Source organism: Rhizobium sp. N122, from assembly GCF_002211295.1.
In the GTDB taxonomy this organism is placed as follows: Bacteria; Pseudomonadota; Alphaproteobacteria; order Rhizobiales; family Rhizobiaceae; genus Rhizobium.
On the sequence record NZ_LOKU01000012.1, the window covers coordinates 203,259 to 221,860 of the forward strand.

General features: G+C 62.3%; 20 protein-coding genes. 7 read left to right on the forward strand and 13 right to left on the reverse strand.

Features of this window, described 5'->3' with window-relative positions; genetic code table 11:
* Positions 1–41: 41 nt before the first annotated feature.
* From ATY75_RS11285 to ATY75_RS11320, 7 genes are all read right to left on the reverse strand, one after another.
* Positions 42–359 carry a hypothetical protein gene (locus ATY75_RS11285; RefSeq protein WP_088937602.1) on the reverse strand — a complete coding sequence of 106 codons (318 nt, stop codon included), beginning with the start codon at positions 357–359 and terminating at the stop codon, positions 42–44.
* Between the two features lie 26 nt (positions 360–385).
* The gene (omp10, locus tag ATY75_RS11290) at positions 386–754 is read right to left on the reverse strand and encodes an outer membrane lipoprotein Omp10 (protein WP_088937603.1); all 369 of its coding nucleotides are present in this window, start codon (positions 752–754) and stop codon (positions 386–388) included.
* Between the two features lie 171 nt (positions 755–925).
* Positions 926–2,377: a homospermidine synthase gene (locus ATY75_RS11295; protein ID WP_088937604.1), complete on the reverse strand. Its 1,452-nt coding sequence runs from the start codon at positions 2,375–2,377 to the stop codon at positions 926–928.
* A 186-nt stretch (positions 2,378–2,563) separates the two neighbouring features.
* Positions 2,564–2,848, reverse strand: coding sequence for a YciI family protein (locus tag ATY75_RS11300; RefSeq protein ID WP_088937605.1), 285 nt, complete (start codon positions 2,846–2,848; stop codon positions 2,564–2,566).
* A 2-nt stretch (positions 2,849–2,850) separates the two neighbouring features.
* Positions 2,851–3,480, reverse strand: a complete 630-nt coding sequence (locus ATY75_RS11305) for an aminotransferase class IV family protein (protein WP_088937754.1) — start codon at positions 3,478–3,480, stop codon at positions 2,851–2,853.
* Positions 3,477–4,631 (reverse strand): aminodeoxychorismate synthase component I, encoded by a 1,155-nt coding sequence (locus ATY75_RS11310; protein ID WP_088937606.1) that lies wholly within the window; start codon positions 4,629–4,631, stop codon positions 3,477–3,479. The genes ATY75_RS11305 and ATY75_RS11310 overlap by 4 nt, the downstream gene beginning before the upstream one ends.
* 363 nt (positions 4,632–4,994) lie before the next feature.
* Positions 4,995–6,848, reverse strand: coding sequence for a M3 family oligoendopeptidase (locus ATY75_RS11320; RefSeq protein ID WP_064840684.1), 1,854 nt, complete (start codon positions 6,846–6,848; stop codon positions 4,995–4,997).
* Between the two features lie 207 nt (positions 6,849–7,055).
* Here ATY75_RS11320 and ATY75_RS11325 point away from each other — a divergent pair, with 207 nt between their 5' ends.
* Positions 7,056–8,600 (forward strand): sigma-54 dependent transcriptional regulator, encoded by a 1,545-nt coding sequence (locus tag ATY75_RS11325; RefSeq protein WP_088937608.1) that lies wholly within the window; start codon positions 7,056–7,058, stop codon positions 8,598–8,600.
* Between the two features lie 178 nt (positions 8,601–8,778).
* Positions 8,779–10,617: a DUF882 domain-containing protein gene (locus tag ATY75_RS11330; protein ID WP_088937609.1), complete on the forward strand. Its 1,839-nt coding sequence runs from the start codon at positions 8,779–8,781 to the stop codon at positions 10,615–10,617.
* Positions 10,618–10,778: 161 nt separating this feature from the next.
* On the opposite strand, the gene ATY75_RS11335 is transcribed toward ATY75_RS11330, so the two are convergent.
* From ATY75_RS11335 to ATY75_RS11345, 3 genes are all read right to left on the reverse strand, one after another.
* Positions 10,779–11,042, reverse strand: coding sequence for a DUF2312 domain-containing protein (locus tag ATY75_RS11335; protein WP_003585771.1), 264 nt, complete (start codon positions 11,040–11,042; stop codon positions 10,779–10,781).
* A 90-nt stretch (positions 11,043–11,132) separates the two neighbouring features.
* Positions 11,133–11,438 (reverse strand): DUF1244 domain-containing protein, encoded by a 306-nt coding sequence (locus tag ATY75_RS11340; RefSeq protein WP_064840681.1) that lies wholly within the window; start codon positions 11,436–11,438, stop codon positions 11,133–11,135.
* Positions 11,439–11,467: 29 nt separating this feature from the next.
* Positions 11,468–12,256, reverse strand: coding sequence for an N-formylglutamate amidohydrolase (locus ATY75_RS11345; RefSeq protein ID WP_088937610.1), 789 nt, complete (start codon positions 12,254–12,256; stop codon positions 11,468–11,470).
* Positions 12,257–12,467: 211 nt separating this feature from the next.
* On the opposite strand from ATY75_RS11345, the gene ATY75_RS11350 reads away from it, so the two are divergent.
* The 3 genes from ATY75_RS11350 (at position 12,468) to ATY75_RS11360 (ending at position 15,157) form a co-directional block, all read left to right on the forward strand.
* Positions 12,468–12,953, forward strand: coding sequence for a DUF1036 domain-containing protein (locus ATY75_RS11350; RefSeq protein ID WP_088937611.1), 486 nt, complete (start codon positions 12,468–12,470; stop codon positions 12,951–12,953).
* On the forward strand, positions 12,953–14,392 hold the full coding sequence (gene pyk / locus ATY75_RS11355; protein WP_064840679.1) for a pyruvate kinase: 1,440 nt from the start codon (positions 12,953–12,955) through the stop codon (positions 14,390–14,392). The genes ATY75_RS11350 and pyk overlap by 1 nt, the downstream gene beginning before the upstream one ends.
* Positions 14,393–14,521: 129 nt before the next feature.
* Positions 14,522–15,157 carry a LysE family translocator gene (locus ATY75_RS11360; protein ID WP_088937612.1) on the forward strand — a complete coding sequence of 212 codons (636 nt, stop codon included), beginning with the start codon at positions 14,522–14,524 and terminating at the stop codon, positions 15,155–15,157.
* A gap of 2 nt (positions 15,158–15,159) precedes the next feature.
* On the opposite strand, the gene ATY75_RS11365 is transcribed toward ATY75_RS11360, so the two are convergent.
* Genes ATY75_RS11365 through ATY75_RS11375 form a run of 3 tightly spaced genes read right to left on the reverse strand, consistent with a single transcriptional unit; the run spans position 15,160 to position 16,534 of the window.
* On the reverse strand, positions 15,160–15,717 hold the full coding sequence (locus ATY75_RS11365; RefSeq protein WP_088937613.1) for a DUF4865 family protein: 558 nt from the start codon (positions 15,715–15,717) through the stop codon (positions 15,160–15,162).
* On the reverse strand, positions 15,714–16,118 hold the full coding sequence (locus tag ATY75_RS11370; RefSeq protein WP_088937614.1) for a cupin domain-containing protein: 405 nt from the start codon (positions 16,116–16,118) through the stop codon (positions 15,714–15,716). Before ATY75_RS11370 ends, ATY75_RS11365 begins: the two co-directional genes overlap by 4 nt.
* A complete protein-coding gene (locus ATY75_RS11375) occupies positions 16,115–16,534 on the reverse strand; it encodes a tautomerase family protein (protein ID WP_088937615.1) in 420 nt (139 codons plus the stop codon). Before ATY75_RS11375 ends, ATY75_RS11370 begins: the two co-directional genes overlap by 4 nt.
* 116 nt (positions 16,535–16,650) lie before the next feature.
* Here ATY75_RS11375 and ATY75_RS11380 point away from each other — a divergent pair, with 116 nt between their 5' ends.
* Both ATY75_RS11380 and ATY75_RS11385 read left to right on the forward strand, forming a co-directional pair.
* Positions 16,651–17,544, forward strand: a complete 894-nt coding sequence (locus ATY75_RS11380) for a LysR substrate-binding domain-containing protein (protein ID WP_088937616.1) — start codon at positions 16,651–16,653, stop codon at positions 17,542–17,544.
* A gap of 229 nt (positions 17,545–17,773) precedes the next feature.
* Complete coding sequence (locus ATY75_RS11385; protein WP_088937617.1) at positions 17,774–18,580, forward strand: phytanoyl-CoA dioxygenase family protein; 807 nt, start codon at positions 17,774–17,776, stop codon at positions 18,578–18,580.
* Positions 18,581–18,602: the final 22 nt, after the last annotated feature.

Genomic DNA, 18,602 nt, shown 5'->3' on the forward strand with positions numbered 1-18,602 from the left:
GGCGCTTTCCAAGGGGGCGGGGCAAAAAAGCCGGGTGGCTATTACAGGCATTCGCCGTCGACGGCGTTTCGGTAGAGTTCGTGCACGGCCTCCGCGATATTCACAACCGTGGCGAGGGCGACGATCAGACAAAGAAGAAAAACGAGGCGGTGAAAGCGCTGGCCGGCCCGATAGGCAAAGAGCGCGCCGGCGCCGTAGATCAATATTGTCGGCACGGCCAACATCAGCACCTGGCCCGGTCCGTCGCAATCGAGAGCGGCGATGCCCTGGGCACGATAGACGTTGGCCGGAAAAAGGATGGCAAGCGTCGCGAGCGGCAGCGCGAGCAGCAGCACGAGGTAAACGGCGAGGGCGCGCATGGTGTGCTTAGCCTATCGCCTTATCTTCAGCCTCGGCGGGAAAGTGTGAACTGCGCGCCGGAGTCGGAGGTGCAGTTGAGCTGGCTCGGGTTGACGAGGGCGCAATTGACCTTGGACTGGGTCTTGCGCACCAGCGAGGTCATGTTGATCTCGACCAGGGTCGGCGAGGTATTGATATAGGTGCCCGAGGCAAGAAGCTGGTTGCTGTCGGTCGTGCGGGTGGTGAAACTACCGCCCTGGAAGGTGGAAACGATGCCGTTCGGATCGCTCCAGTTGCCTTCGACGCCGGTGGCGGCGGGCGCGACTGCAACCGGCATGGGGCGCGGTCCTGACGAAACACAGGCGGCAAGGGCGGCAGTTGCACCGACAAGAACGAGACCAGTTCTGATTTTCATAAGGCTTCTCCCGGCGATTCGGTGTGGCGGACAGCCGCCAAGTTCGGGCAAAACATGGCGCGCGCCTGTCGCGAAGGCAAGCCTTGGCGGGGTGCCGGGCGGCATTTAGACAGCAGGCGTTACAAAAATGCCCGCCTTGCGGCGGGCATTTTTAAACTTGCACGAGTGATCTCAGCGAACGAGAATGTTCCTGAACTGCCACGAATCCTTGGTGTCGATATCCTCAGGGAAAAGGCCCGGGCGGCCATCGAGCGGGGTCCAGTCGGTGTAGTGTCCCTCGACCGGGCCGAGATAGGGCATCTGCACTTCGAGGCAGCGCTTGTAATCGATCTCGTCGGCTTCGACGATGCCGGCAGTCGGGTTTTCCAGCGCCCAGACCATGCCGGCGAGAACGGCTGAAGTGACCTGCAGGCCGGTGGCGTTCTGGTAGGGCGCGATGCGGCGCGTTTCTTCGAGCGACAGGCGCGAGCCGTACCAGTAGGCGTTCTTCTCATGGCCGTAGAGCAGGACGCCGAGTTCGTCGATGCCGTCCTCCAGCTCGTCCTCGTCGAGAACGTGGTGGACCGGCTGCGGCGTGCCGCCATTGCCGAACATTTCATGCAGCGAAAGCACGGCGTCGTTGGCCGGATGGTAGGCATAATGGCAGGTCGGGCGGAAGGTCACTTCGCCGTCCTTGTCGCGAACCGTGAAGTAGTCGGCGATCGAGATCGACTCGTTGTGGGTCACGAGGAAGCCGTATTGCGGGCCGGGCGTCGGGCACCAGGTGCGCACGCGGGTATTGGCGCCCGGCTGCTCCAGGTAGATCGCCGCCTTGTTGCCCTTCTTGTGCTTCTTAGCGTTCTTCGGCATCCACTCTTCATGCGTGCCCCAGCCGAGTTCAGCCGGCTGCATGCCCTCGGAGATGAAGCCTTCGACCGACCAGGTGTTCCAGAAGACGTTGAGCGGCTTCGGATGCTTGGTGCGCTGGGTGTCGCGCTCGGCGATGTGGACGCCCTTGACGCCGAGCTTCTTCATCAGCTTGGCCCAGCCTTCGCGATCGTGCTGGTCCGGTTCGTCGAACTTCAGGCCGGTGTCGTTGGCCAGGTTGACGAGCGCCTGCTTGACGAACCAGGAGACCATGCCCGGATTGGCGCCGCAGGTGGAGACGGCGGTGGCGCCGCCTGGGTTCTTCGCCTTTTCCTTGCGCACGGTTTCGCGCAGCGCATAGTTGGTGCGGTCGGCATTGCTCATGCCCTTGTCGAAATAGAAGCCGAGCCAGGGTTCGACGACGGTGTCGACATAGAGCACGTCATGCTTGCGGCAGAGCTTGATGAGGTCGAGCGAGGAGGTGTCGACCGAGAGGTTGACGCAGAAACCCTGGCCTTCGCCTTCCGTCAGAAGCGGCTTCAGCAGCTCCTTGTAATTGTCCTTGGTGACATATTCCTTGATGTGGCGAACGCCGTGCTTCTTCAGGATCTCCATGTCGGAGGGCTCTTCGCGCGGGTCGATGACGACCATCCGGCTCTTGTCGAATTTGAAGTGGCGCTCGATCAGCGGCAGGGTGCCGCGACCGATGGAGCCAAAGCCGATCATCACGATCGGACCGGTAATTTCGGCATATACCGGATAGTTCTGTTCCGTCATTCTTTTCTCCTGTGGAAGAGGACGAAGGCGTTCAGCCCGAAGAATTCTTTTGAAATTGCCGCAGAAATTGCGAGGTGACCGGCTCTAACCACAAATCGGCGTCACAATAAAGAGTGTTGAGGGGGAAAGCTCAAATATCGGGCGGGTGAGAGGTCGGCGAAGTCATCTGACCGGCCTCCTGCAAAATCAGCGTTTGAGGATTTCCAGTCCTTCGACCGTCGTCGTCACGGCAAGCTCGGTGATGTCGTATTCGGCGACGCCGTGGAGGGTGAAAGGATCGGCGGCGACATGGGTCTCGATTGCGGCGCGGTCGCCGATTGCGAGGATCGCGCCGCCGGTGCGCGGCACCTTGCGGCCGGAAGCGAGGAACCAGCCGTTGGCATAACCCTCCTTCACCCAGGCCATATGCGGCTCCATGTGCTTGTCGGCTTCGTCGTTGGATTTGAGATAGGTGAGGGAGAGAATGAACATGGTCAGTTCCTCAGAAGGTCGGCGCGGATCAGGCCGCGCAGCGAATTGCCGATATAAAGCGTGCCGGCATCGAGATCGGCAAGGGTGAGGCGGCCGACGCGGGCCTTGCGCGCGCAAATGAGTTCGGTGCGCAGCACGCCGGCGAGCAGGCCGCAGGAGACGGGCGGGGTGCGCAGCATGCCGGTGCCGTCATCCAGGAAGATCGAGGTGATGGTGCCCTCGCAGACTTCGCCATGCTCGTTCAGGAGGATGACTTCATCGGCGTCGGCAGACGGATATTCGGCGCGCGCGGCCTCGTAGGCGGCCCGGCGCGTGGTCTTGTGACGCAGCAGCTTGTCTGCGGAGTTCAGACGGGTTTCGGAGATGCGGACGGTCCAAGTGGTGCCGGGGGTCAGCGGAACGAAGGCGGCGCTCGTCACCTCCATGCGGCCTTGAGCGTCGAAGGTCAGGCGGACGCGCAGCGGACCGACGGCAGCTGAAACGGCTTCGTCAAGCCTTGCCACGGCATCGATCGGCTGCGGGAAGCCAAGGCGGCGGGCGGAGCGGGAAAGCCGGGCGAGGTGCAGCCGCAGGCGGATAAAACCGTCGCCGGGCTGCCAGCGCAGCGTCTCGACCAGCCAAAAATCGTTCATCGCGCGATCCATTGATCGCCGACGGCGAAGCGGGCCTTGAGCAGGCATTCCTCATATTCGGCCTCGGCGGTGGAATCGAAGACGATTCCGCCGCCGACATTGAAGACGGCCCGGCCGCCGTCAAACAGCGTTATGGTGCGGATGGCGACGGAGAACCGCATGGCGCCGCTCGGCGAAACCATGCCGATTGCGCCGCAATAGGCGTCGCGGGGCTCATCCTCGAGCGCGTGGAGGATTTCCATCGCGCGGATCTTCGGCGCGCCGGTGATCGAGCCGCAGGGAAAAAGCGCGGAAAAGATGTCGCGGATCGAAAGCCCGGGGATGAGCCTTGCCTGCACATGGCTGACCATCTGATGGACGGTCGGATAGGTCTCGATGTCGAAGAGCTTCGGGACGTCAAGCGTGCCGACCTCGGTGATGCGGGAGATATCGTTGCGCAGCAAATCGACGATCATGCGGTTTTCCGCCTGCGTCTTGATATCGCGGCGCATGGCCGCGACAATCTCGGCATCCTCCGTGGCGTTGGCGCCGCGTTTCGCCGTGCCCTTCATCGGATGGGTCTCGATCCAGCCCTCTTCATCGGTGCGGAAGAACAGTTCGGGCGACCGCGACAGGATGACCGGACCGCCGAGATCGATCAGGGCGCCGTATTTGACCGGTTGGCGTTCGATCAGCGACCAGAAGGCAGCGCGAGGATCGCCGTTCCAGCGGGCCTCGACCGGCATGGTGAGGTTCGCCTGATAGGCGTCGCCGAGCCTGAGATGCTCGTGAAGCCGGTCGAAACGCTCTTTATATATAGGGAAATCCCAGGCGGCTTTCGGGGCGGTGAGGAACTCTTCGTTTTCGAGACGCTGTTTCGGCCGGGCAAGCGGGTGTGTGTCCGGGTGGGGCGCGTCGAAGACGCCGAAAAGGAGAAGAGGAGTTTCGCGATTTTCCCCAGCGAAGGAGGCGAGTTTTTCTTCGAAGAGATATCCGGCCTCGTAGGCCATGTAACCGGCAAGCCATTTGCCTGCGGCCTTGGCCGCTTCCATTCTGATAAGGGCGGTGAAGAATTCGGTGCGCGTTCGCGCAATGATGATCTCGGCCGGTTCGGTGAAAAGCATCGCCCGGCTGGTCGTATCGTCGCGGAAGAGAATGTAGGGGTCAGACATGGTTGCGCCGCATCTTGCTTATCTATCCGAGAGCTGCGGCGGTTTTGTTCTTTGGGATGCAGCGGCAGGCTGAGACTCCACGCTCCACGCTCCACTCATTCCTGTCCTCGGGCTTGACCCGAGGGATGTCACAGGAATCCGGCCACGGCGCGTCCGCGCCGTGAGTGACTCATTTCCGGCAGACAAGGAGTCTCCTGCGCCCAAGGACTTGGGCGCGCTGGATTCCTGTGACATCCCTCGGGTCAAGCCCGAGGACAGGAATGAGGGAGATGGGGGTACCGCCATGATTCCTCGTGGACGTTGCAGAATGCGGTTGGCGGATGATTGGCCACCATGGCATTCGCTCTAAAGTCTGGCCGAGCCTTACGCCCTATCCAAAGCCTCCAATTCGTCGATCAGCCCTTCGATCATCGACAGGCCCTGGCTCCAGAACGACGGATCGGTGGCGTCGAGGCCGAAGGGCTTCAAAAGCTCCGAATGATGCTTGGTGCCGCCGGCCTTCAGCAGCTCGAAATACTTCTCCTGAAAACCCTTCTCGGCCTTCTGGTAGACGGCATAGAGCGAATTCACCAGGCAATCGCCGAAGGCATAGGCGTAGACATAGAAGGGCGAGTGGATGAAATGGGGGATATAGGCCCAATAGGTCTCGTATCCTTCCGAAATGCTGATCGCCGGCCCGAGGCTTTCCGACTGGACCGACAGCCAGAGTTCGCCGATATCGTCGGCTGTGAGTTCGCCCGCCTTGCGGGCGGTGTGCAGCTTGCGCTCGAATTCGTAGAAGGCGATCTGTCGCACGACCGTGTTGATCATGTCCTCGACCTTCTGGGCGAGCATCGCCTTGCGCTCGCGCTTGTCGCTGGTCTTTTCCAGAAGCGCGCGGAAGGTCAGCATCTCGCCGAAGACCGACGCCGTTTCGGCAAGCGTCAGCGGCGTCTGGCACATCAGCGCCCCTTGCGCGCCGGCGAGAACCTGGTGCACGCCGTGGCCGAGTTCATGGGCAAGCGTCATCACGTCGCGCGGTTTGCCCATGTAGTTGACGAGCACATAGGGGTGGGCCGAAGGAACCGTCGGATGGGCAAAGGCGCCGGGCGCCTTGCCGGGGCGGACCGGGGCGTCGATCCATTGCTCGTCGAAGAAGCGCCGGGCGATATCAGCCATCTCGGGGGCGAAATTGCCGTAGGCCGACAGCACCGTATCCTTCGCCTCGGGCCAGGAGATGACGGCGCTGGAGGTTTCCGGAAGCGGCGCGTTGCGGTCCCAGAAATTCATCTGCTCCATGCCGAGCCATTTCGCCTTCATCTTGTAATAGCGGTGCGAAAGCCGGGGATAGGCTTCACGCACGGCTGCGGCCAGCGCATCGACGACCTCGCGCTCGACGCGGTTTGCGAGATGCCTGGAGTCGGCGATGTCCTCGAAGCCGCGCCAGCGGTCGGCAATATCCTTGTCCTTGGCAAGCGTATTGGTGATCAGCGTGAAGATGCGGATATTGGCCTTGAAGGTTGCCGCGAGTGCCATGGCAGCCTTGCGGCGCACCTCGGGATCCTTCTCCTGCAGCATGTTCAGCGCCACTTCGAGCGGCACTTTCTGGCCATCGATTTCATAGCGCAGTTCCGCCATGGTTTCATCGAAGAGGCGGTTGAAGGCGGCTGCCGAGGTCATCGACTTTTCGAGGAAGAGCTGTTCCAGCCGGTCGTCGAGTTGGTAGGGCTTGTCTTTCCGGAGGTCGACCAGCCAGGGGCGATAGTGGCCGGCAGCGGGGTCTTTGGCCATGCTGGCATCGATCACCGCGTCGTCGATGCGGTTGAGTTCGAGCGCGAAGAACAGCAGATGGCCGGAGAATTCGGTGATTTTGGTCTGCACGTCGCCGTAGAGCTTGCCGTTGGCCGGATCGGTGGTGTCGGAGAAATAGGTGAGGCCGGCGAAGGAGCCGAGGCGGCCCATGATATCGTCCAGCGCCTCATATTCCTTCAGCGCGGCGCCGATGCCTTCGTCGCCGGCTTTCGTCGCCGCCTCGGCGAGTTTGCCCTTCCATTTTTCTTCAAAGGCGATCGCGGCCTTGCCGGCCTTTTCCATGTCGGCGACGAAGGCGGTCGAGGTGGCGGAGGGATAAAGATCCTGCAGCCTCCAGACCGGCAGATCGCCGAGCCCCGGATCGGAGGGCCCGGCTGGCGCTGCTGCCGACAAAAGAAGGCGGGCGTGCGGGAGCTCGATTTTCATGGGGCAATTCCTCTCCACTTTCATAACAGGTCTGCTTGAATAAGCGCGAGAAGGCCCGGCATCAAGGGCCTTTCGGCGCATGAAAGGCGTCGCTTCGGCACGAAAACGACCCGTTCCAATCGTTAAAATGCAATTGTTTCTCAAAACTGGATGTTCAAGCCTTCCTGTCAGAGTGCGCTTCATGGTTTCGCATGAAGTGAGGCGACAATGACCGGTTACAATGAGCTCAAGGGAGCAGGGCAAATCCTCGTGGTCGAGGACGACCCGGTGCAGCGCCGCCTGCTCAAGAACGCAATCGAGCGTCACGGCCATGTCGTGCACCAGGCGGAAAACGGCCGTATCGGCCTGGAAATGGTCAAACGCGACAGCGGCCTTTTCAACGTCATCGTGCTCGACCTGATGATGCCGGAGATGACCGGCCTCGAATTCCTCGACGCGCTTCATGAATTCGGCACGCAGATTCCCGTCATCGTGCAGACGGGGCAAGGCGGCATCGAAACGGTGGTGCAGGCAATGCGCGCCGGCGCCTTCGATTTCGTCGTCAAGCCGGTCTCGCCCGAACGCATCGCCACCTCGATCTCGAACGCGATGAAGCTCGACCAGCGCGAAGTGAAGGCACGGGCCGGACGCCGGTCGCGCTCGGGCTCGGTCGGCTTCGACGACATCGTATCGGCAAGTCCGGCGATGCTCCGCGTCATCGATCTCGCCCAGCGGGCGGCGCAGTCCAACATCCCGGTCGTGCTCGAAGGCGAATCCGGCGTCGGCAAGGAACTGGTGGCGCGTGCCATCCAGTCCGGCGGCGACCGCTCGAACAAGCCTTTCGTCACGGTCAATTGCGGAGCGATCCCGCACAATCTCGTCGAGAGCATTCTCTTTGGCCACGAGAAGGGCGCCTTCACAGGCGCAACCGAGCGCCATATCGGCAAATTCATGGAAGCTGACGGCGGCACCATCTTCCTCGATGAGATCGGCGACCTGCCGCTCGAGGTGCAGGTGAAGCTGTTGCGCGCCGTGCAGCAGGGCGAGATCGAGACCGTCGGCGCGCGCACCGCGCATAAGGTCAATGTCCGGCTGATTTCGGCGACCAACAAGGATCTGATCGAGGAGGTCAAGAACGGCCATTTCCGCGAGGATCTTTACTATCGCCTCAACGTCTTCCCGATCACCATTCCGGCGCTGCGCAAGCGCAAGGAAGACATTCCGCATCTGGTGCGGGTCTTTGCCGACCGCTTCTCCAGCGAGCAGAAGAATGGCCGCCGCATGACGGTGAACGCAGGCGCGCTGGCCTTGCTGACCGCCTATGACTGGCCGGGCAATATCCGCCAGCTCGAAAATGCGATCTTCCGCGCAGTCGTTCTCGCCGAAGGGCCGGAGCTGACCGAGGGGGACTTCCCGCAGATCGCCGCCCAGCTGCCGGAATACGAAGTCGTGGATCACCTGGCGCTCGTTGCCGACAATACCGGCCTCGATCCCGACGACAGCTATGGCGAGGAGTTCAAGGCGTCGATCTCGGGCGAGGTGCACCACCGTCTGTCCGAAACCTCGGAAAACGCCATCGCCAGCGTCAATCCCGCCGGCGACGTGCGCAGGCTTGCCGATGTCGAGGAGGAGCTCATCCGATTCGCGCTCAAATTCTATCGCGGGCAAATGAGTCAAGTGGCGCGCAAACTTGGCATCGGCCGATCCACACTTTATCGCAAACTGAAAGATTACGGCATAGACCCCGATAATCCCCAGAAAGATGCGGCTTAAGCGCTTTTTGTTAAGACTAAGGCAACCACGATTTGTTACTGATCATAAACCACTTGTTAGTGGCCCGTTCACTATGTAAAGAAAAGGTTGATCATGTGTGGCATTTTTGCCATCGTGTGACCGCATTTGACAGTCATCTGAGACAGTACGGGACATTGTCTGTCTGACGGGGATCGAGTTGCCGAATCTGAATGGGAATTCCAAGCCTTCGCGCTTGAGCTGGCGTTCGTTGTGCGCCGACATCTGCGGAAAGGTAGCAAGGACGGCAGCGGCCGCCCTTCTTGCGGTCGCGGTTTCCTCACCGGTATTCGTTAGTACACCTTCTGAGGCTGCGGGCGACACCCGTAGCCTCAAACTCTATTTCATCCATACCGGCGAAAAAGCCGTGATCACCTACAAGCGCAACGGCAAGTTCGACCCCAAGGGTCTGGAGCAGCTGAACCGCTTCCTGCGCGACTGGCGCAAGAACCAGCCGACGAAGATGGATCCGCGGCTGTTCGACCTGATCTGGGAAGTCTATCGCCAGAGCGGTTCGCGGGATTATATCAACGTCGTCTGCGGTTTCCGTTCGCCGGGTACCAACGAGATGCTGCGCGGCCGCTCGCGCAACTCCGGCGTCGCCGAAAAGAGCCAACATATGCTCGGCAAGGCGATGGACTTCTTTATTCCGGACGTCAAACTCGCGACTTTGCGTGGGATCGGCATGAAGATGCAGGTCGGCGGCGTCGGCTTCTATCCGAAATCGGGTTCGCCCTTCGTGCATATGGATGTCGGCGGCGTTCGCGCCTGGCCGCGCATGAGCCGTGACGAGCTGGTCCGGCTTTTCCCGAACGGCAACACCATTCATATTCCGGCTGACGGTAAGCCGCTGCCGGGCTATCAGCAGGCCATGGCCGACTATAAGCGCCGCGTCAGCGGCACGCAGATCGAGATCGCCAGCGCTTCCGAATCGGCGCCGAAGCACAAGACGCTGTTTGCTGCGCTGTTTGGCGGCGGAGCGGACGAGCAGGAAGACGATTCGGACGATTCGACGCCTGTGGCCGTCGCCAAGGCAACGCCGCCGAAGGCTGCGCCCGCGCCGGCGCCTGTCGAGCCGCAGCAGACCGAAGTCGCCGATCTGAACGCGCCGGTGCCGCAGGTTCGCCCGGCATTCAGCAATCAGCCGGCCGGCAGCGACGTGGCGAGCGCGCTCATCGCGCCGCCTTCGGGTAACGCCGCGCAACAGGCTCTTGCAGCGGCCCTTCCGGCCGATCAGGCCCAGCCGCAGCAGTTTGCCGATCTCAGCGCCTACAGCATTCCGGTTCCCTCGCTTCTCGGCCCGCGCCGCGCGCCTGGCGATGCCGAGGTTGCGTCGCTGATAGGCAACAACGGCCTGCCGGTTCCGACGCCGATCGAACGCCCTGCCGTTGCCGAGAACCTTCTTGCCGCGGCCGATGCCGATCCGGAAGCCGAGGCCGACGAAGCCGAACAGGATGCTCTGTCTCCCGCCGTTGCCGATGCGCTCGAGCAGCAGCGCAACGAGGGGGAAAGTCAGATCGCGAAGGCGCCTGAGATGACGGTGGAGCAGGCGATCAATGCCGCGATGACGCAAAAGGCGCCTGCCGCAAAGCCGCCGCTCGAGCTCGCAGCCCTGGCGCCGCCGATGACCAAATCGGCAAGCTTTGGCGACGGCTTCGACCAACCGGCCGCCGATAGCGCCGCGAGCCAGGGACTTCCCGCCAAGGGCCGCCGCCCGACGCAGAAGGAAGCCGCCGCAGCCGATGCCAGCCGCACGACGGTTCGGACCGAGCCGAAGCTGACGGAAAAGATGATCTCGCAGTGGGCACTGACCAATGCCCGCCTCGAAATGGCCTCCAAGCAGGTCAAGGCACCGCGTTTCGTCAGCCAGACGATGCGCGCCCAGCCGACCGCTGTCTATGCCGAGGGCTTCAATGTCAAAACCGCTTCGGTCGATCCTGCCCGCTTCAGCGGCACGGCTGTCAACTTCATGGAAGTGCGCAAGTTCAATACGAACTGAGTTCGCCGATCAGGAAATATCAAAAACCGCCGGAGCGATCCGGCGGTTTTTCTTTTGGCGGGTCGACACGGCAGATGGCTGTCGAGCCGGCGCCTACGGACAAAGGAAAGCCGCCGGATCGCTCCAGCGGCTTGTCGGCATTATCAGCGGTGCGAGGCGTATCAGCCTTCCGGCGGCGACTCGATCATGCCCAGCGCGTGCAGGTAGGTGTCGAGGATAGCTTCCTCTTCCATGCGCTCCTGCTCGTCCTTTTTGCGCAGCGCCACGACCTTCTTCAGGATCTTAGTATCGAAGCCCATTCCCTTGGCTTCGCCATAGACGTCCTTGATGTCGTCGGCGATGGTCTTCTTTTCTTCTTCCAGCCGTTCAATGCGCTCGATGAAAGCGCGAAGCTGGTCGCGGGCGACGCCATGAGCATCAGACATCGTGTTCTCCTGGTTGGGGATGATCAATTTTGAAGGCACGTGACTGCCGTGAAGCGGCGTCACGGTCAAGCCCGTTGTCGGCCGCCTAAGCTATTTGTGCGGGTTGTTCAGTTCAAAAGCAGCCTTTTGCACAGGCGAGGCCTCGTTCTGGTGAAGATTCTTCCAGTCTTCATAAGGCATGCCATAGACCATCTCGCGCGATTCGTCCTTGGTCATCGGGACGCCATCGGCCTCGGCGGCTTCGCGGTACCAGTTCGACAGGCAGTTGCGGCAGAAGCCGGCCAGGTTCATCAGGTCGATGTTCTGAACATCGCCGCGGTCGCGAAGATGCGCGAGGAGGCGGCGGAAGGCGGCGGCCTCGAATTCAGTCTGCTGTTTCTTGCTGAGCGTGCTCATCCCGCTCTCCTTTCTATTAAGAGGGGCCTTTAATAAGGACCCGTGCGCGAGAGGTGGACGTCATATTCGTGCAAGGCGGGATCGGCATTCATCGCCGCAAAGATCGGCGTCAGGCGTTCGGCCCATGCGGATATGCCGGCCTCGTCCGCAATCAGATCCTGGCGCACCTCAAGCAGCGCGTGCGGAATGCCTGTCATCATGCAGTGGCGGTACATGGTATCGCCCTTCAGCGCGCCGTCATAGGGTTCGTTGTCGCCGACGATGAGATCGGGATCGGCGCGCAGCAGGTCGAGCAGCGGAGCGACGGCTCGGCCGTCGCTGTCCCAGAGCACAGCGGCGTGCCAGGGGCGGGGAACGCCCTTCCAGGCCGGCGTGAAGGAATGCAGCGACAGCACCAGCGGCGCCCGGCCGGTGGCGTTCGCCACACTGTCGATCGTTGCGGCCACGGCATGGTGATAGGGGCGGTGGAAGGTTGCGATCCGGTCGTCCCATTCCTGCGGCGTGATCGGATGATTGCCTGATATGACGGCGCCGTCGGATATTTTCATGATCAGCGTCGGATCGTCCTCGCCGCGGTTCGGGTCGATCAGCAGGCGCGAGAAGCCGCCGAGCACCGCTGGGACGCCGAGGCTTTCCGAAAGCTGCCTCGTAAGACCCTCGATGCCGATGTCATAGGCGATGTGACGGGCGAAAGCCGTCTCGGGCAGGCCGAGCCGGCCATATCTCGCGGGAAGGCGGTTCATCGCGTGATCGGCGAGGATCACCATGCCTTTGTCATGTTTGCCGGATAGGATTTCGAAGGATTGGAAGTCGTCCATCAGGAATTACCGATCGTCATTGGGTCGTCGGGCGCGGTCGGGCGCAGTGATCGCATCCGTCTGCGTCACGTTCAAGCGCCGCAGTCGGACAGAGGCTGAGCCGAACCCTCGACGGGCGGTTTGTGAAAGGAAATATAATCGATTAGCATTGCGTTGACTTTCGCTTGACGGCGGCGCAAGAAGACACGGATACGAATAACCGTGGAGCTATTTGGGAGCCGTGTTGATCCAAGCCGCGCCAAGTTTCCTCACGCGGTCCGGACCGCTGGTCCGTCTCGCTTTGTTCGCTCTTGCAGCTGTCATGCCGTTTTTTATTGCAGATGCCGCACGCGCCGATTTTCGCGTCTGCAACGGAACGCAAAATCTCGTCGGCGTCGCGATCGGCTATCGGGCCAAGGATGGCTGGATGACTGAAGGCTGGTGGCAGGTGCCGGCAACGACCTGCGCCACGTTGATCGAGGGAGAATTGCAATCGCGTTATTATTACCTCTACGCAGAGGACGCCGCCCGGGGAGGACGTTGGACGGGTGACGTGCAGATGTGCGTGGCGGAAAACGAGTTCAAGATCACGGGTGTGCAGGATTGTTATGCCCGCGGTTACCAGAAGATGGGATTCAAGGAATACGATACGGGCCGCCAGGGCAGCTGGATGGTCCAACTCTCCGACACCCCAGGGACGCAAGAAAGCCAGAATTGATGAAGCGTAATCGCAAAATTAAAATCCTCGCCACCCTCGGGCCCGCCTCCGCCGAGGAATCGATGATCGAGAAGCTGCACCAGGCCGGTGCCGATGTCTTCCGCATCAATATGAGCCATGCAAACCATGACATGATGCGTACGCTGATCCAGCGCATTCGCTCGGTCGAAGCCCGCTCCGGCCGGCCGATCGGCATTCTCGCCGATCTGCAGGGACCGAAACTGCGTGTCGGCAAATTCGTCGACAGCAAGGTCGACCTGAAGCCCGGCCAGACCTTCACGCTCGACAACAACGAAGCGCTCGGCGATCAGAACCGCGTCTATCTGCCGCATCCCGAAATTCTGGAATCGGTGCAGCCTGGCCACCGCCTGCTGATCGACGACGGCAAGCTGGCGCTGCGCGCCGAAAAATGCGACGGCAAGAGCATCGTCACCACCGTTATTTCGGGCACGCGCATATCCGACCGCAAGGGCGTCAGCCTTCCCGACACGCTGCTCGGCGTCGGCGCTCTGACGGATAAGGACCGCGCCGATCTCGACGCCGTGCTCGCCACCGACGATGTCGACTGGGTGGCGCTGTCCTTCGTCCAGCGTCCCGACGACCTTGCAGAAGTGCGCAAGATCGCCCGTGGCCGCGTCGGCCTGATGTCGAAGATCGAAAAGCCGCAGGCCCTTGAACGTATCGAGGAAATCATCGAGCTTTCCGACGCATTGATGGTCGCCCGCGGCGATCTCGGCGTCGAAATGCCGCTTGAATCCGTTCCCGGCATCCAGAAGCAGCTGATCCGCGCCTGCCGCCGTTCGGGCAAGCCGGTGGTCGTCGCCACGCAGATGCTGGAATCGATGATCTCCGCCCCGGTGCCGACGCGCGCCGAAGTGTCCGACGTCGCGACCGCCGTCTTCGAAGGCGCCGATGCCGTCATGCTCTCGGCCGAATCGGCCTCGGGCGACTATCCGGTCGAAGCCGTCTCGACCATGGCGTCGATTGCCACCGCCATCGAGCGCGAGCCGCATTATCCCGGCATCATCTATGCCCAGCGGGCCCAGCCGGAAGCGACTGGCGCCGATGCGATCTCGCTCGCCGCGCGCCAGATTGCCGAAACGCTGAAGCTGTCGGCGATCGTCTGTTACACCTCGTCGGGCACGACAGGCCTTCGCGCCTCGCGTGAGCGTCCGCAGGTGCCGATCCTGGCGCTGTCGCCGATCATCAAGACGGCACGCCGCCTTGCAGTCGTCTGGGGCCTGCATTGCGTCGTCACCCATGACGCGACCGATCTCGACGACATGGTCAACCGCGCCTGCCGCATCGTCGCGGACGAGGGCTTCGGCAAACCGGGCGATCGCATCATCATCTCGGCCGGTGTGCCCCTCGGCACGCCCGGCGCCACCAACATGATCCGCATCGCCTATATCGGTTCCGACGGCCAGAGCGGCATCTGATCCGATCGCATCCGTTCGAAGCCCGCCGCCTCCCGCTTGCGGAGGTGGCGGGCTTTTTCGTTGACGGGGCGGCATTGCCAAGGGCTGCGGTGCATGCAAGTTTCGCTCCCTGGATTGGGAGGGATCACTATGAATATCGTCACGCTTCTGGCTTTCGCAGCCGTTTCCTTCGTCGGCATCGCCACACCGGGGCCGACGGTGCTGCTGGCGCTGACCAACGGTTCGCGGCATGGCCTGCGGCGGGCAGCTGCCGGCATGATCGGCGCGGTGCTTTCCGATTTCGTGCTGATCGGCGCCGTCGCGATCGGGCTCGGCGCCTTGCTGGCGGCATCGGAATTCTGGTTCTCGATGCTGAAATGGGCGGGCGCTGCCTATCTCGCCTTTCTCGGCATCATGCTGCTGCGCTCGAAGGGCACGATCGATGCAGTGCTGAAGTCCGGCGCGCCTGCGGGGGCGGTGTCGCCCGTTTCGATCGCACTGAAGAGCTTCATGGTCGCGGCGACCAATCCGAAGGGCTATTTGTTCTTCTCGGCCTTCCTGCCGCAGTTCATCGACCCCGCCCTGCCGCAGGCGACCCAATATGCGCTGCTGGCGCTCACCTTTGCCGCCCTCGATTTCCTCATCATGTTCGGCTACGCCTTCTTCGGCTCGCAGGCGGTACGCTTGCTGAAAACCTCAGGCGCCCTCTGGCTGGAGCGTGCCTGCGGCGGTGCGCTGCTGGCGCTGGCCGGTTCGCTCGCCCTCTATCGCCGGGCAACCGTTTGAGTTCAGGTTCGAGCCAGGGATAGGTGACCGAGGCGATAGGCCTGCATGTGCGCGCCGCACTCGGGGATCGCTCGCCATAGGCTGAAGCGTACCCGCGTCCATGTCGTCGGTTCGAAACCGCAGACGGAGGCAAGGGCGCCGCCTGTCGCAACATCGGCTTCAGTCTCAGCGCTTTCGGCGCGGCGGATCTCGGCAAGCGGCGCGTACGGCTCGATTTGCTGGATCTCGCGGGTGGCGAACCTGGCTGCAGCGATATCGGGCGAGATTTCCGCCTGCCAAATGATCCAGGTTTTTACCTGCGGCCAGCCGAAAGCGCCGGTGAGCGCCGCAAATCCCGGGCCGCAGAGGAAGTCGCTCGCTCCTTCCGGCCTTTGCCAGAGGTAGAAGGGCGCATAAAGATTGTCCCGGCTGCCGAATTCGCCCTTACGGGCGCTGAGATAGGCCTTGAAGCCGAGATTGGGAAAACCGTCGAGCAGCGGACCTTTGTCGCGGATGCGCCGGTCGATGATCGACATGTCGTAATCGGCGGGCAAGGTGAAGCTGTACTGCATGGCGATCATGATCGTGCCTCCACCGGCTGCAGCCATTCGACGATGCTGCCGTTATCCGTCGCCTGGATGCTGAGATAGCTGAAGGGGCTGTCATCGGCAGCACCGTGCCAATGGCGCTCGCCGGGCGCAAACCAGACGGCATCACCTGCGCGCAGTTCCTCGACGGGACCATCCCTGCACTGCGCCAGCCCATGTCCCGAAAGCACGTAGAGCAACTGGCCTCGAGGGTGCGTATGCCAGCGGGTGATGGTGCCGGGATCGAGTGTGGCGCGCATCGCGGTGTTTTCGCCGTCGGCGCTGCCTTCAAGCAGCATCTCGACCCAGAAAGGCGCGGTTGCGACACCGTCGGGCGAGTGGATCGCCTTGCCGGGGCGCCTGACGGCCATCGTCTTCGGGTTCGAAGCGCTCATCTTTGGCCTCCGGCCGCCTGCGACCGCCAATCGGCGTTGGTCATCTGGGCAATGCCGTCGCCGAAGGACCAGTCTTCCGGGGCGCTTGTGCTGATGACGATCATCACGTCCTCGGGCCGCAGGCCCGGCGATTGGCTGAGCAGATCGGCGAGCCGCCGATAGAGGGCCGCCTTCATCTCGGCAGTGCGGGGCCTGCCGATGGTGATCGAGATATAGACGAAATCGGCGGAGCGCGGGCCGGCGAGATAGCCGCGGTCGAAGATCAGCTCGTTCTCGTCATGCTGATGGATCGCCTGGAAACGATCGTTTTCCGGCACGTCGAAGGTCTCGACCAGGGCGCGCTGGATGGTGTCGGCGAGCGCGGTGAGATAGTCCGGCGACTTGCCTTTGCGAAGGGAAATGCGAACGAAGGGCATCGGGATCTCCATGGTTCAGGCCGTCGTCGGCCTTGACAGCAGCACCATCGCACGGCACGGTGATGCTGAAAATCAGAATATTATGAACAAGTGATCCTAAAAATCAGGACTATGTAATGCGACGGACGATCTTCGATCTCGATGTGCTCCGCACCTTTTCCACCGGCATGGAGCTCGGCAATTTCGCCAAGGCGGCCGAAAAGCTCGGACGCTCAACCTCGGCGGTCAGCGCGCAGCTGAAGAAGCTGGAGGAGCAGGCGGGCACGCCGATCTTCCGCAAAGCGGGACGCGGGCTGGCGCTCACCGATGCCGGCGAGACGATGCTCGGTTATGCCAGGCGGCTGCTGGAGTTGAACGACGAGGCGGCTGCGGCCGTGCATAGCATCGAGCTGGAAGGCTGGGTGCGGCTCGGCCTGCAGGAAGATTTCGGCGAGACCCTGCTGCCGGAGGTGCTCGGCCGCTTCGCGCGGGCGCATCCAAAAGTGCGGATCGAGGCGCGGGTGGTGCGCAATGCCGAACTGCTCGAGCGCGTCACCGCAGGCAAGCTCGATCTGGCGCTTGCCTGGAGCGACGGCGCGCTGACGGCGCATTGCGAGCGGATCGGCGAGGTGCCGATGCGCTGGATCGGACCTGCCGAGGGATCGCGTGGCTGGCATGCGGCCAGCGGCGAACCGATGCCGCTCGCCTCGCTGGAGGCGCCGTGTCTGATGCGCAGCGCGGCGACCCGGGCACTTGACGAGGCGGGCATTTCCTGGCGACTCGCCTTCGTCAGCCCAAGCCTCGGCGGTCTCTGGGCAGCGGCGGCGGCCGGTCTCGGCATCACTATCCGCACACCGATCGGCCTGCCGGCAAAGGTCCGGCCGCTGGCGCCGGAGACGATCGGCCTGCCTGATTTGCCAAAGCTCGGTCTGGTCCTGCATCGCGCCGAAGCCGAACCGCAGCCGGCTGCGGCCCGGCTTGCCGAGCTCGTGCTGCAGTCGGTGCATGGCGCGCTCAGCGAGACGGCCTGACATCTTCGCATTGACCCTGCGGTCGCGGGGCTATAGCTTTGGCTTGTTATGAAGATGATCACTGTCAATATCGCCACGGCCTTCTTCTTGAGCCTTTAAAGCTCTGCCTTCGGGCATCGGAAGATGCGGTCGCTTACCAGCCTTCGCGGCTGGCGCGTTGCCGTTGGTGTAACCACCCTGCATCTGGCCAAGGAAAGGGCCTGCAGGTTTGGCGATAGAGAGATATTTCATGACATCAAATGTTTACCCGCCGGCGCTGAGCGCTGCGCAGATCGAGCAATTCATCGAGGATGGCCTTATCCGGATCGATGAGGCTTTTCCCCGCGAATTGGCGGAGGAAGCTCGTGCCATCATGTGGCGCGATATACCCTTCGATGCGGATGAGCCAAGAACGTGGACGCAGCCCGTCGTGCGGCTTGCCGGCTATGGAGGAGGACCGTTCGAGAAAGCCGTCAACACACCTTTACTGCATTCGGCGTTCGACCAGCTTGTCGGAAAAGGGCGCTGGGAGCCACGCACCGGGCTTGGCAGTTTCCCGGTGCGATTTCCCCATCCGGACGATCCCGGCGATACCGGCTGGCATGTCGATCTGAGCTTTCCCGGTGTGGATTCCGATCCGAACGAGCAAGGGGATTTTTCCGCCTGGCGGGTGAACGTCACCTCGCGCGGGCGGGCGCTGCTGATGCTTTTCCTGTTTTCGGATGTCAGAGAGGAGGATGCGCCGACCCGCATCCGCATCGGCTCGCACAAGGATATCGCCCGCCTTTTGGCACCGGCGGGCGAGGCGGGTATGGCGCATCTGAGGCTGGAGCATGTCGGCGAAGACCGGCCGTTGGCCTTGGCGACAGGGCAGGCGGGCACGGTCTATCTGTGCCATCCGTTCCTTATCCATGCAGCGCAAAAGCATCGCGGCAAAAAACCGCGCTTCATGGCGCAGCCCGGCCTGGCACCTTCCGAACCTCTTCGGCTTGAACGGGAGGACGGCGCCTATTCGCCGGTCGAGATGGCAATCCGCCGGGCGCTTCACTCCATCTGACGGCTGAATGCGGCATCCGGCT